Origin of the sequence: Streptomyces sp. YGL11-2, assembly GCF_050054615.1 — a bacterium.
Lineage (GTDB): Bacteria > Actinomycetota > Actinomycetes > Streptomycetales > Streptomycetaceae > Streptomyces.
In genome coordinates, this window is record NZ_JBNHIN010000054.1 from 34,450 (window position 1) to 50,374 (window position 15,925).

At 71.7% G+C, this 15,925-nt stretch carries 16 protein-coding genes; 11 read left to right on the forward strand and 5 right to left on the reverse strand.

Annotated features, from left to right (window positions below; translation table 11 throughout):
- Positions 1–4 precede the first annotated feature (4 nt).
- From ACO1BR_RS36470 to ACO1BR_RS36485, 4 genes are all read left to right on the forward strand, one after another.
- Entirely contained in the window at positions 5–1,225 is a 1,221-nt protein-coding gene (locus ACO1BR_RS36470) for a cytochrome P450 (RefSeq protein WP_426799403.1), read from the forward strand.
- Positions 1,226–1,338: 113 nt separating this feature from the next.
- Positions 1,339–1,791 carry a hypothetical protein gene (locus ACO1BR_RS36475; RefSeq protein WP_426799404.1) on the forward strand — a complete coding sequence of 151 codons (453 nt, stop codon included), beginning with the start codon at positions 1,339–1,341 and terminating at the stop codon, positions 1,789–1,791.
- Positions 1,791–2,093 (forward strand): transcriptional regulator, encoded by a 303-nt coding sequence (locus tag ACO1BR_RS36480; RefSeq protein WP_426799405.1) that lies wholly within the window; start codon positions 1,791–1,793, stop codon positions 2,091–2,093. Before ACO1BR_RS36475 ends, ACO1BR_RS36480 begins: the two co-directional genes overlap by 1 nt.
- A 246-nt stretch (positions 2,094–2,339) precedes the next feature.
- On the forward strand, positions 2,340–3,095 hold the full coding sequence (locus ACO1BR_RS36485) for a dienelactone hydrolase family protein (protein WP_426799406.1): 756 nt from the start codon (positions 2,340–2,342) through the stop codon (positions 3,093–3,095).
- A gap of 180 nt (positions 3,096–3,275) precedes the next feature.
- Here the strand turns inward: ACO1BR_RS36485 and ACO1BR_RS36490 are convergent, their stop codons facing one another.
- Complete coding sequence (locus tag ACO1BR_RS36490) at positions 3,276–3,719, reverse strand: hypothetical protein (protein ID WP_426799407.1); 444 nt, start codon at positions 3,717–3,719, stop codon at positions 3,276–3,278.
- Positions 3,720–3,977: 258 nt separating this feature from the next.
- Here ACO1BR_RS36490 and ACO1BR_RS36495 point away from each other — a divergent pair, with 258 nt between their 5' ends.
- Positions 3,978–5,141 carry a permease gene (locus ACO1BR_RS36495; protein ID WP_426799408.1) on the forward strand — a complete coding sequence of 388 codons (1,164 nt, stop codon included), beginning with the start codon at positions 3,978–3,980 and terminating at the stop codon, positions 5,139–5,141.
- Positions 5,142–5,268: 127 nt separating this feature from the next.
- On the opposite strand, the gene ACO1BR_RS36500 is transcribed toward ACO1BR_RS36495, so the two are convergent.
- The 4 genes from ACO1BR_RS36500 to ACO1BR_RS36515 all read right to left on the reverse strand — a co-directional run bounded on the left by ACO1BR_RS36500 (position 5,269) and on the right by ACO1BR_RS36515 (position 9,736).
- Positions 5,269–5,709, reverse strand: coding sequence for a GNAT family N-acetyltransferase (locus ACO1BR_RS36500; RefSeq protein WP_426799409.1), 441 nt, complete (start codon positions 5,707–5,709; stop codon positions 5,269–5,271).
- Between the two features lie 267 nt (positions 5,710–5,976).
- Complete coding sequence (locus tag ACO1BR_RS36505; RefSeq protein ID WP_426799410.1) at positions 5,977–8,124, reverse strand: xanthine dehydrogenase family protein molybdopterin-binding subunit; 2,148 nt, start codon at positions 8,122–8,124, stop codon at positions 5,977–5,979.
- On the reverse strand, positions 8,121–9,161 hold the full coding sequence (locus ACO1BR_RS36510; protein WP_426799411.1) for an FAD binding domain-containing protein: 1,041 nt from the start codon (positions 9,159–9,161) through the stop codon (positions 8,121–8,123). Before ACO1BR_RS36510 ends, ACO1BR_RS36505 begins: the two co-directional genes overlap by 4 nt.
- Entirely contained in the window at positions 9,158–9,736 is a 579-nt protein-coding gene (locus ACO1BR_RS36515; protein WP_426799412.1) for a (2Fe-2S)-binding protein, read from the reverse strand. Before ACO1BR_RS36515 ends, ACO1BR_RS36510 begins: the two co-directional genes overlap by 4 nt.
- Positions 9,737–10,188: 452 nt before the next feature.
- On the opposite strand from ACO1BR_RS36515, the gene ACO1BR_RS36520 reads away from it, so the two are divergent.
- The 6 genes from ACO1BR_RS36520 (at position 10,189) to ACO1BR_RS36545 (ending at position 15,879) form a co-directional block, all read left to right on the forward strand.
- Positions 10,189–10,767 (forward strand): TetR/AcrR family transcriptional regulator, encoded by a 579-nt coding sequence (locus ACO1BR_RS36520; protein WP_426799413.1) that lies wholly within the window; start codon positions 10,189–10,191, stop codon positions 10,765–10,767.
- A gap of 240 nt (positions 10,768–11,007) precedes the next feature.
- Complete coding sequence (locus ACO1BR_RS36525) at positions 11,008–11,823, forward strand: DUF6424 family protein (RefSeq protein WP_426799414.1); 816 nt, start codon at positions 11,008–11,010, stop codon at positions 11,821–11,823.
- Positions 11,824–11,862: 39 nt separating this feature from the next.
- A complete protein-coding gene (locus ACO1BR_RS36530; protein WP_426799415.1) occupies positions 11,863–12,870 on the forward strand; it encodes a DUF2278 family protein in 1,008 nt (335 codons plus the stop codon).
- Positions 12,871–13,070: 200 nt separating this feature from the next.
- Positions 13,071–13,643, forward strand: coding sequence for a glycoside hydrolase family 25 protein (locus ACO1BR_RS36535; RefSeq protein ID WP_426799416.1), 573 nt, complete (start codon positions 13,071–13,073; stop codon positions 13,641–13,643).
- A 338-nt stretch (positions 13,644–13,981) separates the two neighbouring features.
- Entirely contained in the window at positions 13,982–14,695 is a 714-nt protein-coding gene (locus tag ACO1BR_RS36540) for a tRNA-dependent cyclodipeptide synthase (protein WP_426799417.1), read from the forward strand.
- On the forward strand, positions 14,692–15,879 hold the full coding sequence (locus ACO1BR_RS36545; protein ID WP_426799418.1) for a cytochrome P450: 1,188 nt from the start codon (positions 14,692–14,694) through the stop codon (positions 15,877–15,879). Before ACO1BR_RS36540 ends, ACO1BR_RS36545 begins: the two co-directional genes overlap by 4 nt.
- Positions 15,880–15,925: the final 46 nt, after the last annotated feature.

Sequence of the window (15,925 nt, forward strand, 5' to 3'; positions counted from 1 at the left end):
CCCCATGACCACGACCCTGCCCGACACGGCCACCGGTCTGTTCGCCCACGTCCTGCGGTACGAGAACCGCGCCACCCCCTACCCGTACTACACGCGGATGCTCCGGCAGCCGGTGACCTGCATGGACGACGGGACCTGGCTCGTCAGCGGCCACCAGGAGATCTCGCAGCTGCTGCACGATCCGCGGATCAGCGCCGACCGGCTCAACCCCGACGCACCGGCGCCCGCGTTCAGGAGCCTGCTCGTCCTGGACCCGCCGCGACACGACCAGCTGCGCCGTCTGGTCACCCAGCAGTTCATCCCGCGCATCATGGGCATGCGCGACCACCTCGAAACCCTCGTCGCCCGGCTGCTCGACGCGCACCGCGGTGAACAGCCGGGGCAACTCGACGCGGTCGCCGACCTCGCCTACCCCCTGCCGGTCACGGTGATCTGCGAACTGCTCGGCGTACCCCGCGAGGACGAGGCCGTCTTCGGCGGCCTCGCCCGCCGGCTCACCCGCGGACTGGACCCCATCGACACCCAGACCGAGGAGGAACTCCGCGAACTCCAGCAGGCCCGTGAGGAGTTGGTTCAGTACCTCGAAGGTCTCATCGCGCTGCGCCGGGCCGCCCCGGGTGACGATCTGCTGTCCGGCCTGATGTCCGGCACGGATCCGGAGGGCGGGATGGGGCCGGTGGACCTCCGGGTCACGCTCGGGCTGCTGCTGATCGCCGGCCACGAGACCACCGTCAACCTGATCGCCAACGGCACCCTCGCCCTGCTGCGCCACCCCGACGCCCTGGCCCGGCTGCGCGCCGAACCCGACCTCGCCACCCCGCTCGTGGAGGAGGTGCTGCGCTACGACCCGCCGGTGCAGATGTCCGGGCGCAGCACGCTGGCCGACATCGACATCGCGGGGACCACCATCCCGCGGGGCGCCAGGGTCCGGCTGATGCTCGCCGCGGGCAACCGCGACCCGCGCCGCTTCCCGGACCCCGACCGGTTCGTCCCGGACCGCCGGGACAACACCCATCTCGGTTTCGGCGGCGGCCTGCACTACTGCATCGGCGCCACCCTGGCCCGCGCGGAGGCGCAGATCGCGCTCACCGCACTGGCCCGCCGGCTGGCGTCACCGCGCCTGGTCGCCGATCCGCCGCCGTACCGGGAGAACGCCATCCTGCGCGGCCCGGACCAACTCCCGGTCTCCTTCGAGCGGCTGGGCCCCGACGAGCGGGCCGCCTGAGCACCCTCAGCGGTGGGGTCCCCCGGGCATCCACCTTCTTTCCCTCCAGGAAAGAAGGTGGTACTTTCTCCATGAGCAAGTACCTCGGACGACCAGGATGACCAGGGGGACCCATGACCTCGTACGACGCGCGGACCGCGCTCGACGCCATACACCACCACCAGGAGCAGACCCGTGACGCCTATGTGCGCCACAGCTCCAAGCTCCGCTACACGCTCGTTTCCGCGCTGACGGTGTTCGCGATCAGTGCGGCCTTCGACCTGCCGAACCCCTGGCGCTCCCTCATCCTCCTGACGGCGAGCGGCCTGATGACGGGCACGCTTTTCGTGCAGCAGCGGCGCGCCCCGGTCCGCCGGAAGCCGTCCAGCGCGGAGTGGGCGTTCTCGCTGTGGGTGGCGGGCGCCGTCATCGTGATCCTCGTGGCGGCGGGGATCGGCGCCCGGCTGCTCAAACTCCCGGAGCCCGGCATGGTCGCCGGGGCCGTCGCGGCCGTGGCGACCCTGGTGGCCGGGTATGCGACCCGCCCGATCGTCAGGGCCATCACGCGCCGGGACGGCCACGGCTGATGGACCCGGACTTCGACGAGTTCCTGCACGTACCGGCCCGGCTCTCGGTTCTCGCGCTGCTGGCCCCGGCCGACTGGGTGGAGTTCGGCTTCGTACGGGACAGGGTGGGGACCAGCGACTCGGCCCTGTCCAAGCAGGTCGCCGCATTGACGGAAGCCGGTTACGTCGAGGTGCGCAAGACCCGGAACCCTACGGGGCGGCACACCCACGTCCGGCTCACCGCGCACGGCCGGTGGGCGTTCCAGCGACACGCCGCGGCCCTGGAGCGGATCGTGGCGGCGGCGCGCGAACCGCAGAAGTGAGGGGCGCGGGGCGGATGGTCAAGGGGCGTCGGTGCCAGGCTGATTGACGGGGTGCCGGCTCCGGGGCGGTCCGGGCCCGGGGGCGCTCGGCCGGGGTGCGTTCGGAACCGGCCACCGGGCCACTCCCCCGTCGGGTGGTGCGCGCGGCGCGGGCTACCGTGTGGGAATCCGCGCCGTGCATCGCAGCCGGCGCGCCGGTGGCGCGCCTCTCGCGCCCCGCCGGGAAACCCGATGAAAGGTACGGACATGGCAACTGTGAACGGTGTATCCCTCGACATCCCCGTACCGGACGGCACCGCCGACGCGTATCTCGCCCATCCCGACGACGGCGCAGCGCACCCTGGAGTCCTGCTCTACATGGACGCCTTCGGGCTGCGCCCCTCGTTGCAGGAGATGGCCCGGCGGCTGGCCGGGCACGGATACACGGTGCTGGTCCCCAACGTCCTCCATCGCGCGGGGCGCGCCCCGTTGGTGGAACTGCCCGAGCACATCGACCCGTCCGAGCGGCCCGAGATCTTCGGGCAGCTCATGCCGCTCATCCAGAGCCTCACCCCCGAGCTGGCGACGCGGGACGCCGGTGCCTATCTGGACTGGCTGGCCGCCTCGCCGCTGGTCGCCGACGGCCCGGTGGGCACCACCGGTTACTGCATGGGCGGCGCGCTCGGTGTCCGCACCGCGGCGGCCTTCCCGGACCGGATCGCCGCCGTGGGCGCCTTCCACACCGGACGGCTGGTGACCGAGGACGAGGACAGTCCGCACCTGCTCGCCGACCGCATCACGGCGGAGCTGTACTTCGGCCACGCCGACCAGGACGCGTCGATGCCGGTCGAGCAGATCAAGGCCCTGGAGCAGGCGCTGGACGCCGCGGGGGTGCGCTACAGCAGCGAGCTGTACGAAGGCGCCCACCACGGATACACCCAGAAGGACACCGCCGCCTACAACGCCGAGGCGGACACGCGTCATTGGAGCGCGCTGCTGGACCTGTTCGGACGCACCCTCTGACACAGAAGGCGAGCCGGTGACCGGGCGCGCCCCGGCCACCGGCCTACAGGCCGCCGGTCCCGCCGTGCACAACCCCGCCGCCGACGGCCGTGGGCGAGGGTGGCATTCCGCCCCCCGCAGTGAACTGCTCGACCCGGCAGGCCGGTTGAGGTCACCGCGCGGCCGGAGCGATGGCGCGGGTCAGCCCCAGAGCCGGGAGGTGACGACGGCGGGGGTGTCGGCCGGTCGGCTGCCGGAGTAGGTCAGCGTCACCTGCGTGAAGTGCCACTGCCCAGGGTGACCGGTCCGCTGCTGTGGGTGCGCGAGGCGTACGTGGACCGCGTAGCCGTGGAAGTGGCCCGCAGCGCAGTACGGCTTGCAGTCGTTGACCATGTCCGTTCCCTCGGCGAGCGCGGCCTGCGGCTGCCACCGCGACCAGCGCAGCGAGGTGAGGACGTTGTTGCCGTCGCCGCAGGCGAGCATGAACTCGCCTGGGCGGACCTGGGTGTTGCCGGTGCAGTCGACGACCGCCACGCGGGCTCGCGGGGGCGGGTCGGGGGCAGCGGACGCGGGCGCCGCCGTGGCCGTCGCGAGTGCCGCCCCGGCACAGACCATGAGTGCTGCCGTCGTTCTGTGGGCTCGCATATCCGCTCCTCAGCCGCTTCGCAAGGGTGGCTACCGGCTGCGACGCAGGGTGCGGTGTTCGTCACGGTACGAGCATTCCCCCGCGGGGCGGTCGTTGCCCTTCTGCCGACACGCTACGACCGCCGCCCCGGACCGTGCCACTCCAGCAGGTCGCGACCCCCGGCCCAAGATCGGCACGAGCCGCGTACGGGCGACCGGCTCGCGGGGAGGGCGTGTCCCGGGGGCGGCATCCGCGGTCCGGAGGGTAAGGCTTCACCCATGCATGCCGTACTGCACGCCCTGTCGATCGCCGGTTCCATGGCCTGGGAAATCACCTGGGCGCTGATCCTGGGCTTCGCCCTGTCCGCCGTGGTCCAGGCACTCGTTCGCAAGTCCACCGTCGTCGCGCTGCTCGGCGACGACCGCCCCCGCACGCTCGCGATCGCCGCCGGGCTCGGCGTCGCCTCGTCCTCCTGCTCGTACGCCGCGGTCGCGCTCGCCCGCTCGCTGTTCCGCAAGGGCGCGCACTTCACCGCCGCGATGGCCTTCGAGATCGCCTCCACCAACCTGGTCGTCGAACTCGGCGTCATCCTGGCCCTGCTCATGGGATGGCAGTTCACCGCGGCGGAGTTCACCGGCGGCGCCATCATGATCGTCGCGCTGGCGGTGCTGTTCCGGCTGCTGCTGCCCGCGGGACTGCTGCGCGAGGCGCGCGCGCAGGCCAACCGCGGGCTGGCCGGCTCGATGGAGGGCCATGCCGCGATGGACATGTCGGTACGACGCCACGGCTCGTTCGCCCGGCGGCTGTTCTCCGCCGAGGGGTTCACCGCCACCGCGCACGTCTTCGTCATGGAGTGGGCGGCGATCCTGCGCGACCTGGTGGCCGGCCTGGTCGTCGCCGGGGCGATCGCCGCCTGGGTGCCGGACTCCTTCTGGCGCTCCTTCTTCTTCGCCGGCCATCCGGTGGCGTCCGCGGTGTGGGGGCCGCTGATCGGCCCGCTGGTCGCCATCGCCTCGTTCGTCTGCTCCATCGGCAACGTGCCGCTCGCGGTCGTGCTGTGGAAGGGCGGCATCAGCTTCGGCGGCGTCGTGGCGTTCGTCTTCGCCGACCTGCTGATCCTGCCCATCCTCCACATCTACCGGAAGTACTACGGCGGCCGGATGGCGCTCTTCCTCCTCGGCACCTTCTACGCCGCCATGGTCACCGCCGGCTACGTCGTGGAGTTCGCCTTCCGCGCGCTCGGCCTCGTCCCCGACCAGGCCCGTGCCAGGGTCCCCATGGAGGGTGTCTCCTGGAACTACACCAGCTGGCTCAACATCGCCTTCCTCCTCCTCGCCGCCGCCCTTCTGGTGCGGTTCCTCCGCACCGGCGGGCGGGCGATGCTGGGGATGATGGGCGGCTCCCCCACCACGGCGAACGGGCACCGTGACCAGGGCAGTTGACGACCACGGCTTCCTTTGGACCATGTCCGAAAGGGCGTTGCCAGGAGGGCCGACGGCCGGCCGCCGCCACCGGCCCCCGGGCGCCACGCCACCGGCCCCCGGGCGCCACGCCACTGGCGCCCCGTACTCAGCAAAGCCGCAGGTCGATCCAGGGGACGGTGTCACCGGGCAGCAGATAGCGCTCCGTCTCGGTGAACCCGTGCTTCAGGGCGAACCGCAGACCGTCCCCGTTGGAGGAGAGCACGACGGTCTCGATCGCCTCGGCGCCGAGTTCGCGCGCCCGCCGCAGACCGCGCGCATACAGTTCCCCGCCGAACCCCCGGCCGCGGTGCGTGGCGAGCACCCGTGCGATCACCGTGGCGGTCGCCGGGTCGTCCACCGGCGGGCGCACGGTGCTGCACCCCACGAGGACATCCCCGAGGTAGGCCACCTCCAGGTGGTTCCTCCGGGCGCGTTCCCTTACGTCGTCCAGGGACAGCACATGGGTCGGGATGATCACGTTGTGGACGTGCCGCCAGTCCGCGAACCCGGCGTCGCCGTCCGGTTGTGTGATGCGCAGGTCAGACATCGCAGCAGGAAACCCGGGCGCACCCCGGGGCGTCAACTCCGTTTGCCGGCCCCGGGCCGCGCCTTCCGTCGCACCGGGTCCGGTCAGCGGCTTGCGGTACACCCGCCCGCCCGCGCCCGGCTTCGTGACGTCGCGGTGGCGCCCCGTACGTGCGGGGGCGCCACATGAGCGACGGCGGGCGGGACGGAAGGCTCCGGGCTCAGGCGCGACAAGGGGGAGATCGGGGACACGGAACGCCGCCCCAACGTCCCGTGGACGAAGGCTCTCTCAGGTGGTCGGCCGATGCGGGCCGGGGGTCGCGCAAAGGATGCGGTCCGGGCGGATCGGCAGGTGCCGGTGGCGGGTACCGGTCGCGTGCCAGACCGCGTTGGCGATCGCCGCCGCGGCGCCCACGATGCCGATCTCGCCGATCCCCTTGATGCCGACCGGGTCCTCGTCGTCCGGGTCGTCCACCCAGTCCGCCTCGACGACCGGTACGTCGGCGTTCGACGCGAAGTGGTACGAGGCCAGGTCCGCTCCGACGTGGCCGCCCGAGACGTCGTCGCGGACCGCCTCCTCGTGCAGGGCCATGGAGAGCCCCCAGATCATGCCGCCGATGAGCTGGCTGCGCGCGGTCAGCGGGTTGACGATCCGGCCGGCGGCGAAGATGCCGAGCATCCGCCGTACCCGCACCTCGCCGCTGGTGACGTCCACGGCCACCTCGGCGAACTGGGCGCCGAAGGAGTGCCGTTCCCGGGCCGGCAACGTGCCGATCAGTTCCGCGGTGTCCGACCGCGCGGTGATCCCCTGCGGCGGAACGCCGCCGCCCAGGGCCAGTTGGCCACGCAGGTCGCGGGCCGCGACGGTGACCGCCCAGGCCCAGGAACGGGTGCCCATCGAGCCGCCGGCGATCATCGCCGGTCCGAAGTCGCTGTCCGCGATCCTCATGCGGATGCGGTCCGGTGCCACCTCCAACTCGTCCGCGGCGATCAGGGTCAGCGCGGTCCGCGCCCCGGTCCCGATGTCCGCGGCGGTGATGCGCACGGTGAACGTGCCGTCGGCCTCCGCCGTCACGGACGCCGTGGACGGGGCGGCTCCGGAGGGGAACGAGGCCGCCGCCATACCGGTCCCGAGCAACCAGCGCCCCTCGCGGCGGATGCCCGGACGGGGGTCCCGGTCCGCCCAGCCGAACCGGCGGGCGCCCTCCTCGTAGCAGGCGAGCAGGTTGCGGCTGCTGAACGGCAGCCCGGAGACGGGGCCCGCGGCGGGCTCGTTGCGGATGCGCAGGGCGATCGGGTCCACCCCGCACTTCTCGGAGAGTTCGTCGAGCGCGGACTCCAGCGCGAACGAGCCCGGCGCCTCGCCCGGGCCGCGCATCCAGGTCGGGGTCGGCACATCGAGCCGCACCACGCGGTTGACGGTGTGGTGCGCGTCGGCGTCGTACATCACCCGCGCCGGGTCCGCGCTCCGCTCGACGAACTCCCGCTGGGTCGAGGTGAGGTTCTGCGCCTCGTGGTCGAGCGCCCGCAGCCGCCCGTCGGGGTCGGCGCCGAGCCGGACCCGCTGCACGGTCGGGCTGCGGTAGCCGACCAGCGAGAACATCTGACGCCTCGTCAACACGACGCGGACCGGGCGGTGCAGGACGGTCGCCGCCATCACCGCGAGCACCTGGTGCGGACGGGTCCCCTTGGACCCGAAGGCACCGCCGACGTGTTCGGAGCGCACCCGGACCGCGCCCGGGTCGAGGGAGAACAGCTTGGCGAGCTCCTGGGCCACGAAGACGCTGCCCTGGTTGGAGTCGACGACGTCGAGCCGGCCGTTGTCCCAGTGCGCCGCCGCCGCGTGCGGCTCCAGCGGGTTGTGGTGCTCCTCGGGTGTGGTGTACTCCGCGTCCACCACGACCGCGGACGCGGCGAACGCGGCGACCGGGTCCCCCTTCTGCTGCTCCGCCGCCGCCCGGGGAGTGTCCGCCGGGGTGTACGTACCAGGGCGCCCGGCCGCGAACGCGATGTCGTGCGGCTCCTCGTCGTACCGGACCACCAGCGCCTCGGCGGCCTCCCTGGCCTGCTCGGAGGTCTCGGCGACGACCAGCGCCACCGGCCAGCCGGCGCACGGCACCCGGTCGTGCTGGAAGACCAGGATCGCCGGGTCGGGCGGCCCCATGGGGCCGGTGTAGTCCCCGTCGACGCGCGGGGCGTTCCCGTGGTGCAGCACGGTGAGCACGCCGGGCATCGCCAGCACCGGCGCGGTCTCCACGGCACGGATCCGGCCGCGGGCGATGGTGGACAACACCAGCCAGCCGTGGGCGAGTTCGGCGAACGGGATCTCGCCGGCGTAGCGGGCCGCCCCGGTGACCTTGTCCCGGCCCTCCACGCGGGTGTGCGCGGTGCCGACGGCCCCCACCAGCGCGAGCCGTCCGGTGGTCGTGGTCGTCATCGGGCGGCCTCCCCGCTCCGGTCGGTCGCCGCCCCGGCCACCCCTGATGCCATGGGCGGTAGGGACAGCTCGGACAGTGCGGCTATGACGAGGTTGCGCATCAGTGTCACCTTGTAACCGTTGTCGGGCAGCGCCTGGGCGGCTGCCAGTTCGGCGTCCGCGGCGGCCGCGAACGCCTCGGCGCTCACCGGCCCCCCGGTCAGCAACCGCTCGGCCTGCCGGGCCCGCCAGGGCCGGGACGCGACCGCCCCGAGGGCGAGCCGGACCTCGTGCACGACACCGTCCCGGACGTCGAGGGCGGCGGCGATCGACCCGATGGCGAACGCGTACGAGGCGCGCTCGCGCACCTTGCGGTAGCGGGAGCGGGCAGCGACCGGGGCCGGCGGGAGGGTGACGCCGGTGATGAGCGCGCCGGCCGGCAGCGCGGTCTCCAGGTGCGGGGTGTCCCCCACCGGGCGGTAGAACTCCGCGAGCGGCAACTCGCCCGGCCCGTCCGCCGTTTCGTAGGTGACCACGGCGTCGAAGGCGGCCAGCGGCACCGCCATGTCGGAGGGGTGGACGGCCACGCAGTGCGCGGAGGCCCCGAGGATCGCGTGGTGACGGTGCTCGCCCTCGACGGCGGGGCAACCGCTTCCGGGGGCCCGCTTGTTACACGGCCTGGTCACGTCCGTGAAGTAGCCGCAGCGGGTGCGCTGGAGCAGGTTGCCACCGACCGTGGCCATGTTGCGCAGCTGGCCCGAGGCGCCGGCCAGCACGGCCTGCGCCAACGCCGGGTAGCGGCGCCGCACTTCGGGGTGGGCCGCGAGATCGCTGTTGGTGACGGTCGCGCCGATCCGCAGCCCGCCGGCGTCCGTGGCCTCGATCCGGTCGAGCGGCAGCTCCCGTACGTCGACGAGCAGCGCGGGCCGCTCGACCCCGGTCTTCATCAGGTCGACGAGATTGGTGCCACCGCCCAGATAGCGCGCCTCGGGCGCGGCGCCGAGCAGCGCGACGGCGCCCTGGACGTCGGACGCCCGCCGATAGCCGAACTCCCTCATGCCGCATCCTCCGCGTTCTCCGCGTCCGCCGCGCCCACCGGCCGCCCGGTGTCCGCCGCGGCCCGCGCGACCGCCTGCACGATCGCCACATACGCGCCGCACCGGCACAGGTTGCCGCTCATCCGCTCCCGGATCTCGTCGGCGGTCAGCTGGGGCACCCCGGCTTCGGGCCGTACGTCTGCGGTGGCCGCGCTGGGCCAGCCCGCCGCGTGCTCCTCGATCACCGCGATCGCCGAGCAGATCTGCCCCGGTGTGCAGTAGCCGCACTGGTAGCCGTCGAGGTCGAGGAACGCCTGCTGCACCGGGTGCAGCCGCGCACCGTCCGCGACGCCCTCGATGGTGGTGATCTCCCGCCCTTCGGCGGCCACCGCGAGCTGGAGGCAGGAGACCGCCCGGCGGCCGTCGACGAGCACCGTACAGGCGCCGCACTGCCCCTGGTCGCAGCCCTTCTTCGTGCCCGTCAGGCCGAGGCGCTCGCGCAGCGCGTCGAGCAGGGTGGTGCGGTGGTCGACGGGCAGCGTGTGCTTCTCGCCGTTGATGTTCAGGGTGATGGCGCCGGCCGTCGATTGGGCCATGATCAGCCTTCTTTCGCGTGAAGGGGGCGCGGCGGGCGCCGGCGTGATGCCCGCCGCGGTCGACCGGGACGTGGAGCGTGCCGGCCCGCCGGACGAGCGCCCCGGGCGGGGCGATGCCGGTGACCGTGCGGACTACGGGAGGGGCGGGCGTGGTGCGGTGCGGTGCGCAGCGGCGCCGGAGTGGGTACCGGCCGCCGGATGCGCGGTGGCGGCCGGGCCGCGGTGGCCCCCGGACTCCAACCGACCGTATCCACCGCCCCGTCTGCCGCTATGGTGGCCTTAAACGGACAACTGTCCGTTGTCCTGGGAACCTACCGGACAGCTGTCCGCTTATCAAGACCGCTCATCGAGACCACTCGCCGAGACCACTCGCCGAGACCGCCCACCGAGAAGACTCATCAAGACCGGACCGGACCGGCCCGGACCGGCCGCGTATCCAGGCAGGAGGACGAGTGCAACGCCCTCACGGCGCACCCCTGCGCGCGGACGCGCAGCGCAACCGCGACCGCATCCTGGAAGTGGCACTGGCCGAGCTGACGCGCGCGGCCGACGCCCCGTTGAGCGCCATCGCCAAGAAGGCGGGCGTCGGCCAGGGGACCTTCTACCGCAACTTCCCCGACCGCGAGGCGCTGGTCCTGGAGGTCTACCGCCACGAGGTCCAGCAGGTCTGCGACGCCGCCGCCCACCTCCTCGCCGCCCAGCCGCCCGACCGGGCCCTGCGCGAATGGATGGACCGGCTCGCCCAATACGCCATGGCCAAGGCGGGTCTTGCCGCCGCCCTGCGCAAGGCCGTCGGCACCCACGGCACGCTCGTCGGGCTCGCCCACGGCCCACTGACCTCGGCCGTCTCCCTCCTGCTGGCGGCGAACGAGGAGGCCGGCACCCTCCGCCCGGGAGTCACCCCCGACGATTTCCTGCTCGCCATCTCCGGCCTCTGGCAGCTCGACCCGCACGGCGACTGGCAGTCGCGCGCCGGCCGCCTTCTGGACCTCGTCATGGACGGCCTCCGCACCGGCGCCCCCGGCGCCTGAGCCACCGGGGCCCACGCCCGCGCGAGACCCCACCGACCGGTACGTCAACGGGTAGTTGGCTCGGGCAGACATCCCTTCCGACGCCCCCGCAGCAGGCGTAAAATCTCCCCCACAGGACCATTCTCACGCGTGCCGGACGAATGCGGCACCGCGGGACTCAGCTCCCTCTCCTGCACATCAAGCCTGCGCGTCAAGCTCATTCACGCGTCACGGCTTTCCCAGGCCCCCGTGGAGATCACCATGAACACCGCGCCATCGACACACACCGAACACGAAGACGAGCCATGGACCATCTCCGTGGCGGACCACCCCCCGCGCACCGACAGCCCGCAGTTCGTGGCAAGCCGCAAGTTGATGAATGAACTTGTCGGCACGATGGACGACTGGCCGTTCGCGCCCGGTCCGTATCAGGACCATCACGGGGCCGGCATGTGGCTCAAGGACACCAAGGGCTGGATGTGCATCATCCTGCCGCTCGGCATCGAGTGGTCGGCGCAGTTCTGCGCGGACCCTGCGAAGGTGGACCGCATGCGGCAATACGCCCTGCGCGTGATCGCGGCCTTCCCGGACACCCTGCCCGGCTACGTGAGCCTCGGTTACGACGACGGCGAACGGCTGCTCAACACCCCGATACAGACCGCCGACCAGGTGGCCGAGTGGACGGATTCGATATTCAACGCCTCGGTTCCGCTGCCCGCCGGCGCGCACACCGGTGTCCTGCCGGCGGCGGCGGGTTACCACCACTACCCGAAGCCGATCGTGGACATCGACCACTTCCGCTACGACGACTTCCAGCTGTTCGTGACGGACCCGAAGGGCCTGCCGGTCGCGGTGGTTCCGGTCGCCCCCCGCGGCTCCGGCGACGGCCGGGTGCAAGTACTGGCCGCCCACCCCCGGTCGCCGTACGCGGCGCATCTCGTCACCCCCGGTCCGGCAGGCCGTGCCGCCGGGCCCGCCGACGCCGAAGCACGAGCCGAGGCATGGCGGGGCGCCATCCTCCCCGCCGACGACGACGTGGCCCGGAAGGCGTTCCATCAGCAGTTGCAGCCCGCATAGCCCCCGGCACGGGGGCCGCCCCGGCTCGGAGGCGACACCATGCCCATCGACTTCTACGGTGTGCTGGCGGGCCGCGCCGTCGACCGGCGCCGCGAGGGAAGCACCGGCACCCCGCACTACCAGATCCACCTCACCGACAACGCCGGCACCCACTACCGCGCGGCGGTGAACGTCCTGTCCCAACAGTCCCCACCCGAGCTGCTGTACCTGGCCGATGACGACTTCCGCCATCCGCTGACGCAGCTCCTTCCGGCCGCCGGCAGCGGCTGGACGACGCTGCCGTCCCGGTCGGGCAGCGCCAGCCTCGACTACATCCGCGGCAACATGTTCGTCCCGTCCTCGATGCGGGTGCTGCCGGCGGATCTCCCCGGCGCGAACAACGATCTCGCCGACCTGCTGGACCACTACGTACAACGCGCCATCGCCGATCCCACGATGGAGGTCTACGCCTTCGGCCAGCGGTTCGGCCCCGAACCATCCGTCCCCGACGAGGTCTTTCACTTCCTGCCGGGCAACGGTGTGCACGACATGCACATGAACCAGGGCAACAGCGGGCGGTTCCGCGTCGACGACGGGGTCTGGCAGGACGGCGGACTGCTGATCCACCTGCCCGCCGAAACGCGCTGGGTCGCCATCTTCCTGGCCTTCCAGTCCCAGTCCTGGCACACCGACGACACCACCGGCCACACCATTCCGACCGCGGCCCCGGTGTCCGGCGCCGGCGCGGCGCCGCTGCGCATCGTGGCGGCCCTCGTCAAGCCCGCCGGCCCGGCACCGGAAGCCGAGTCCGTCACCCTGCTCAACGCCTCTCCCGCACCCGTCGAACTGGCGGGTTGGCAGCTGGCCGACCAGCAGGGCCACCGGCTCCCGCTGCCCGCACAGCAGGTGGCACCCGGAGCCACCGTCGCCGTCCCAGGCGGTAACGGGTTCCAACTCGCCGACCTCGGCGGCACGATCACCCTGCTCGACCCCGCCGGAATCAACGTCCACGGAGTGTCCTACACCGGGGAGCAGGGCCGGCGCGAAGGGTGGACGATCGCCTTCTGACCCCTGTGTTCGCGGCTGCGCTTCCGCCCGGCGAAAGCGGTTGACGGAACAACCAACAGGCGTTGTCACCACGGAGATCCACGCCCGCCGGCGCGTGATCCAGGTGCGTCGGCCGCGGCACGGCGGGAGAATGAAATCGACCTCCGGGCGGCGAAGTCCCCGGCCCGGAGGCAGGGACCACGGCGAGCAAGAAGACGGCCATGACCATCAAAGGAATCGACGTATCGTCGTCCCAGCCGGAGGGATACAAGACATCCGGCAGCGATTTCGTGTTCATCAAGATCACCGAGGGGACCAGCTACACGAACCCCAAGTGGACCGGTCAGCGCAGGACCGCGCGCAACGCCGGCCTGGTGACCGGTTTCTATCACTTCGCCCGGCCAGGGCCGATGAAGCCCCAGGCCGACTACTTCCTCTCCCAGATCAACCTGGCCGATGGGGACATCCTCGTTCTCGACTGGGAGGACCCGGGCGTCTCCGGTGCGTGGAAGGACAGCTGGCTCAGGCAGGTACGGACGTCCGCCCCCGGCCACAAAACGCTCCTCTACTGCAACCGGGACTTCTGGGAGAACCGCGACACCACCTCCTTCGCCGGCGACGGACTGTGGATCGCCGAATACAACGGCAAGCCGGGGCAGCCCGACATCCAGCACCCGTGGCTGTTCCACCAGTACACCGACACCCCGATGGACACCAGCATCGGCAACTTCAAGGACAAGGCGGAGCTGCGCAGTTGGTCCCGCCCCCTCGTCCACCTCGGCCACAGCGCCTGAACATCCCCCACGTATCGACGGTCCCGGGGGCTGTTCGAGATCGGTCGCCGTCGCGACCCGGTGGACCGACCGGCCACCCTGCGCACCGGCTCACCCGCCGCGCCGCGTCTTGCCTTCCCCGGCCCAAGGGTTCGGCCTGAGCAGCATCGCGACGCGTTCACGCGCGATCAGCGGGCCGCGCCTGTGAACGCCATATGAACGCAATCAGGCGCCTGACCTGCGAGTTACCGCCTGGTTCGGCCCCCTCCAGAACCGACAGTCGGGTAGGTTTTCGGTGTCGCCGCCACACCGGGAACACGGGGTTCCCAGGGACTAGCGGCACGTAGGGACATCGTCTCTTGACGACAGCGACCGAGATCTTTCACGTCCGTCCGTACACCCCGCACTGCCAAGTCATCACCGACGAAGGTGATCACGCCGTCATCGGCATCTCTCCGGGGAACTCCTACTTCACCCATCAGCGAGTCCTCAGCCTCGCCTCCTGGGGGGTGGAGAACTTCCGTCAGGTCGATCTCATCTACACGGACCTGCATGTCGCCGACATGTACGAGGCGCTCGGATATCCGGCCGTCGACGCCCAGCGCAAGGCCGTGAAGAACCTGCGCGGCGTACGGGCCAAGGTGACCGCCGCCGTTGCCGCGCTCGACCCGGACGGCACCAGGCTCCGCGGGCGCCCCATGTCCGCGTTGCTGGACATCCCCGCCTATCGCGTGATCCGCGAGAGCCTCGATGATCGGCTGTCCACCGACCCGGCGTTCCGCGGCGTCTGTGACCAGCTCGTGGTCCGGTTCCTCACCAGCAAGGTTCTCAACGGGCAGCAGCCCACGGACCGTCAGCGTCGGGTCTGCCTCGACTACGTCTGCGCCGAGGCGCCGCTGTTCATCGACACCCCCGCGATCATGGGCGTCCCCTCATCGCTCAACTGCTACCACCAGGCACTGCCGATGGCCGATCTCCTCTACTCACGCGGGCATGGTCTGCGCGCCACGCGCAACCAGGGCCACGCCGTGATAACCCCCGCCGGCACCCTCACCGAAGGACGCGACCAGTGACGACCGCCCCGACCCTGATCGACTTCCCGTTCTCCCCACGCGGCGACCGCCTCCCCCCGGAGATCGAGCGGCTTCGCGCCACCCCGGTCACGCGGGTGCGCACCATCGCCGGGGACGAGGCGTGGCTGGTCTCCTCCTACGAACTGTGCAAGCAGGTACTCGAAGACCCCCGCTTCAGTCTCAAGGACACGTCCGCCCCCGGCGTTCCCCGGCAGTACGCGCTGACCATCCCGCCCGAGGTGGTCAACAACATGGGCAACATCACCGGCGCCGGTCTGCGGAAGGCCGTGCTCAAGGCGATCAATCCCAAGGCCGGCGGCCTGACGGAGTGGATGACCGACCACGCCGCCCACCTGGTCGACGGCATCCTCGACTACGGCCCGCCGGTCGACCTGCGCGGACAGTTCGCCAACCCCTACGCCGAACACCTCCACTGCCACATCCTCGGCATCCCCCGCGACGACGCACGACTGTTGGCGTCCAGCCTCGACATCGCGTTCATGAACTCGGCATGCCCCATCACCGGGGCGCGCCTGAACTGGGACCGGGACATCGCCTACATGACCGGGCGGCTCAACGACCCCGCCACCGACGGGCTCCTGGCCGAACTCGCCGCCCTCCGCCGTGACCCCGGTTATGCGCACCTCACGGACGCCATGCTCGCCACCGTCGGCGTCACCATGTTCGGCGCCGGGGTCATCTCCACCATGGGCGCCTTGACCATGGCGGTGTTCACGCTCCTTCAGCACCCCGAGGTGTGGGAGCAGTTGCGCGCGGAGCCCGGCAAGATACCGGCGGCCGTGGACGAGTTGCTGCGCGTGAACCTGTCCATCGCCGACGGGCTGCCCCGCCTGGCCATGGAGGACATGCGGCTCGGCGACACGGAGATCAAGAAGGGCGAACTCGTCCTCGTCCTGGTCGAGGCCGCCAACACCGACGAGAACGTGTTCCCCGACCCGCACACGATCGACATCGACCGGCCCAACGCGGCGGCTCACCTCTCGTTCGGCTACGGCGGGCACTACTGCCCCGCCGTCCCGCTCGGGAAGAAGCACATCGAGACGGCGATCGAGGCCCTCACCACCCGCACGCCGGGCCTGCACCTGGCCGTCCCCGTCGACCAACTCGTATGGCGCACCCGCTTCATGAAGCGCATCCCCGAGCGACTGCCGGTCGCCTGGTAGGAGCAGCGGCGCCGGTGTGAGCCGGCGCCCGGCACCACGCGGTGGG

Excerpts from the sequence above, each read along its gene's own strand:
- ACO1BR_RS36500 (WP_426799409.1), bottom strand. The coding sequence starts at position 5,709 with ATGTCTGACCTGCGCATCACACAACCGGACGGCGACGCCGGGTTCGCG.
- ACO1BR_RS36530 (WP_426799415.1), top strand. The coding sequence starts at position 11,863 with ATGCCCATCGACTTCTACGGTGTGCTGGCGGGCCGCGCCGTCGACCGG.
- ACO1BR_RS36515 (WP_426799412.1), bottom strand. The coding sequence starts at position 9,736 with ATGGCCCAATCGACGGCCGGCGCCATCACCCTGAACATCAACGGCGAG.
- ACO1BR_RS36535 (WP_426799416.1), top strand. The coding sequence starts at position 13,071 with ATGACCATCAAAGGAATCGACGTATCGTCGTCCCAGCCGGAGGGATAC.
- ACO1BR_RS36525 (WP_426799414.1), top strand. The coding sequence starts at position 11,008 with ATGAACACCGCGCCATCGACACACACCGAACACGAAGACGAGCCATGG.
- ACO1BR_RS36480 (WP_426799405.1), top strand. The coding sequence starts at position 1,791 with ATGGACCCGGACTTCGACGAGTTCCTGCACGTACCGGCCCGGCTCTCG.
- ACO1BR_RS36490 (WP_426799407.1), bottom strand. The coding sequence starts at position 3,719 with ATGCGAGCCCACAGAACGACGGCAGCACTCATGGTCTGTGCCGGGGCG.
- ACO1BR_RS36470 (WP_426799403.1), top strand. The coding sequence starts at position 5 with ATGACCACGACCCTGCCCGACACGGCCACCGGTCTGTTCGCCCACGTC.
- ACO1BR_RS36510 (WP_426799411.1), bottom strand. The coding sequence starts at position 9,161 with ATGAGGGAGTTCGGCTATCGGCGGGCGTCCGACGTCCAGGGCGCCGTC.
- ACO1BR_RS36485 (WP_426799406.1), top strand. The coding sequence starts at position 2,340 with ATGGCAACTGTGAACGGTGTATCCCTCGACATCCCCGTACCGGACGGC.
- ACO1BR_RS36475 (WP_426799404.1), top strand. The coding sequence starts at position 1,339 with ATGACCTCGTACGACGCGCGGACCGCGCTCGACGCCATACACCACCAC.
- ACO1BR_RS36495 (WP_426799408.1), top strand. The coding sequence starts at position 3,978 with ATGCATGCCGTACTGCACGCCCTGTCGATCGCCGGTTCCATGGCCTGG.
- ACO1BR_RS36505 (WP_426799410.1), bottom strand. The coding sequence starts at position 8,124 with ATGACGACCACGACCACCGGACGGCTCGCGCTGGTGGGGGCCGTCGGC.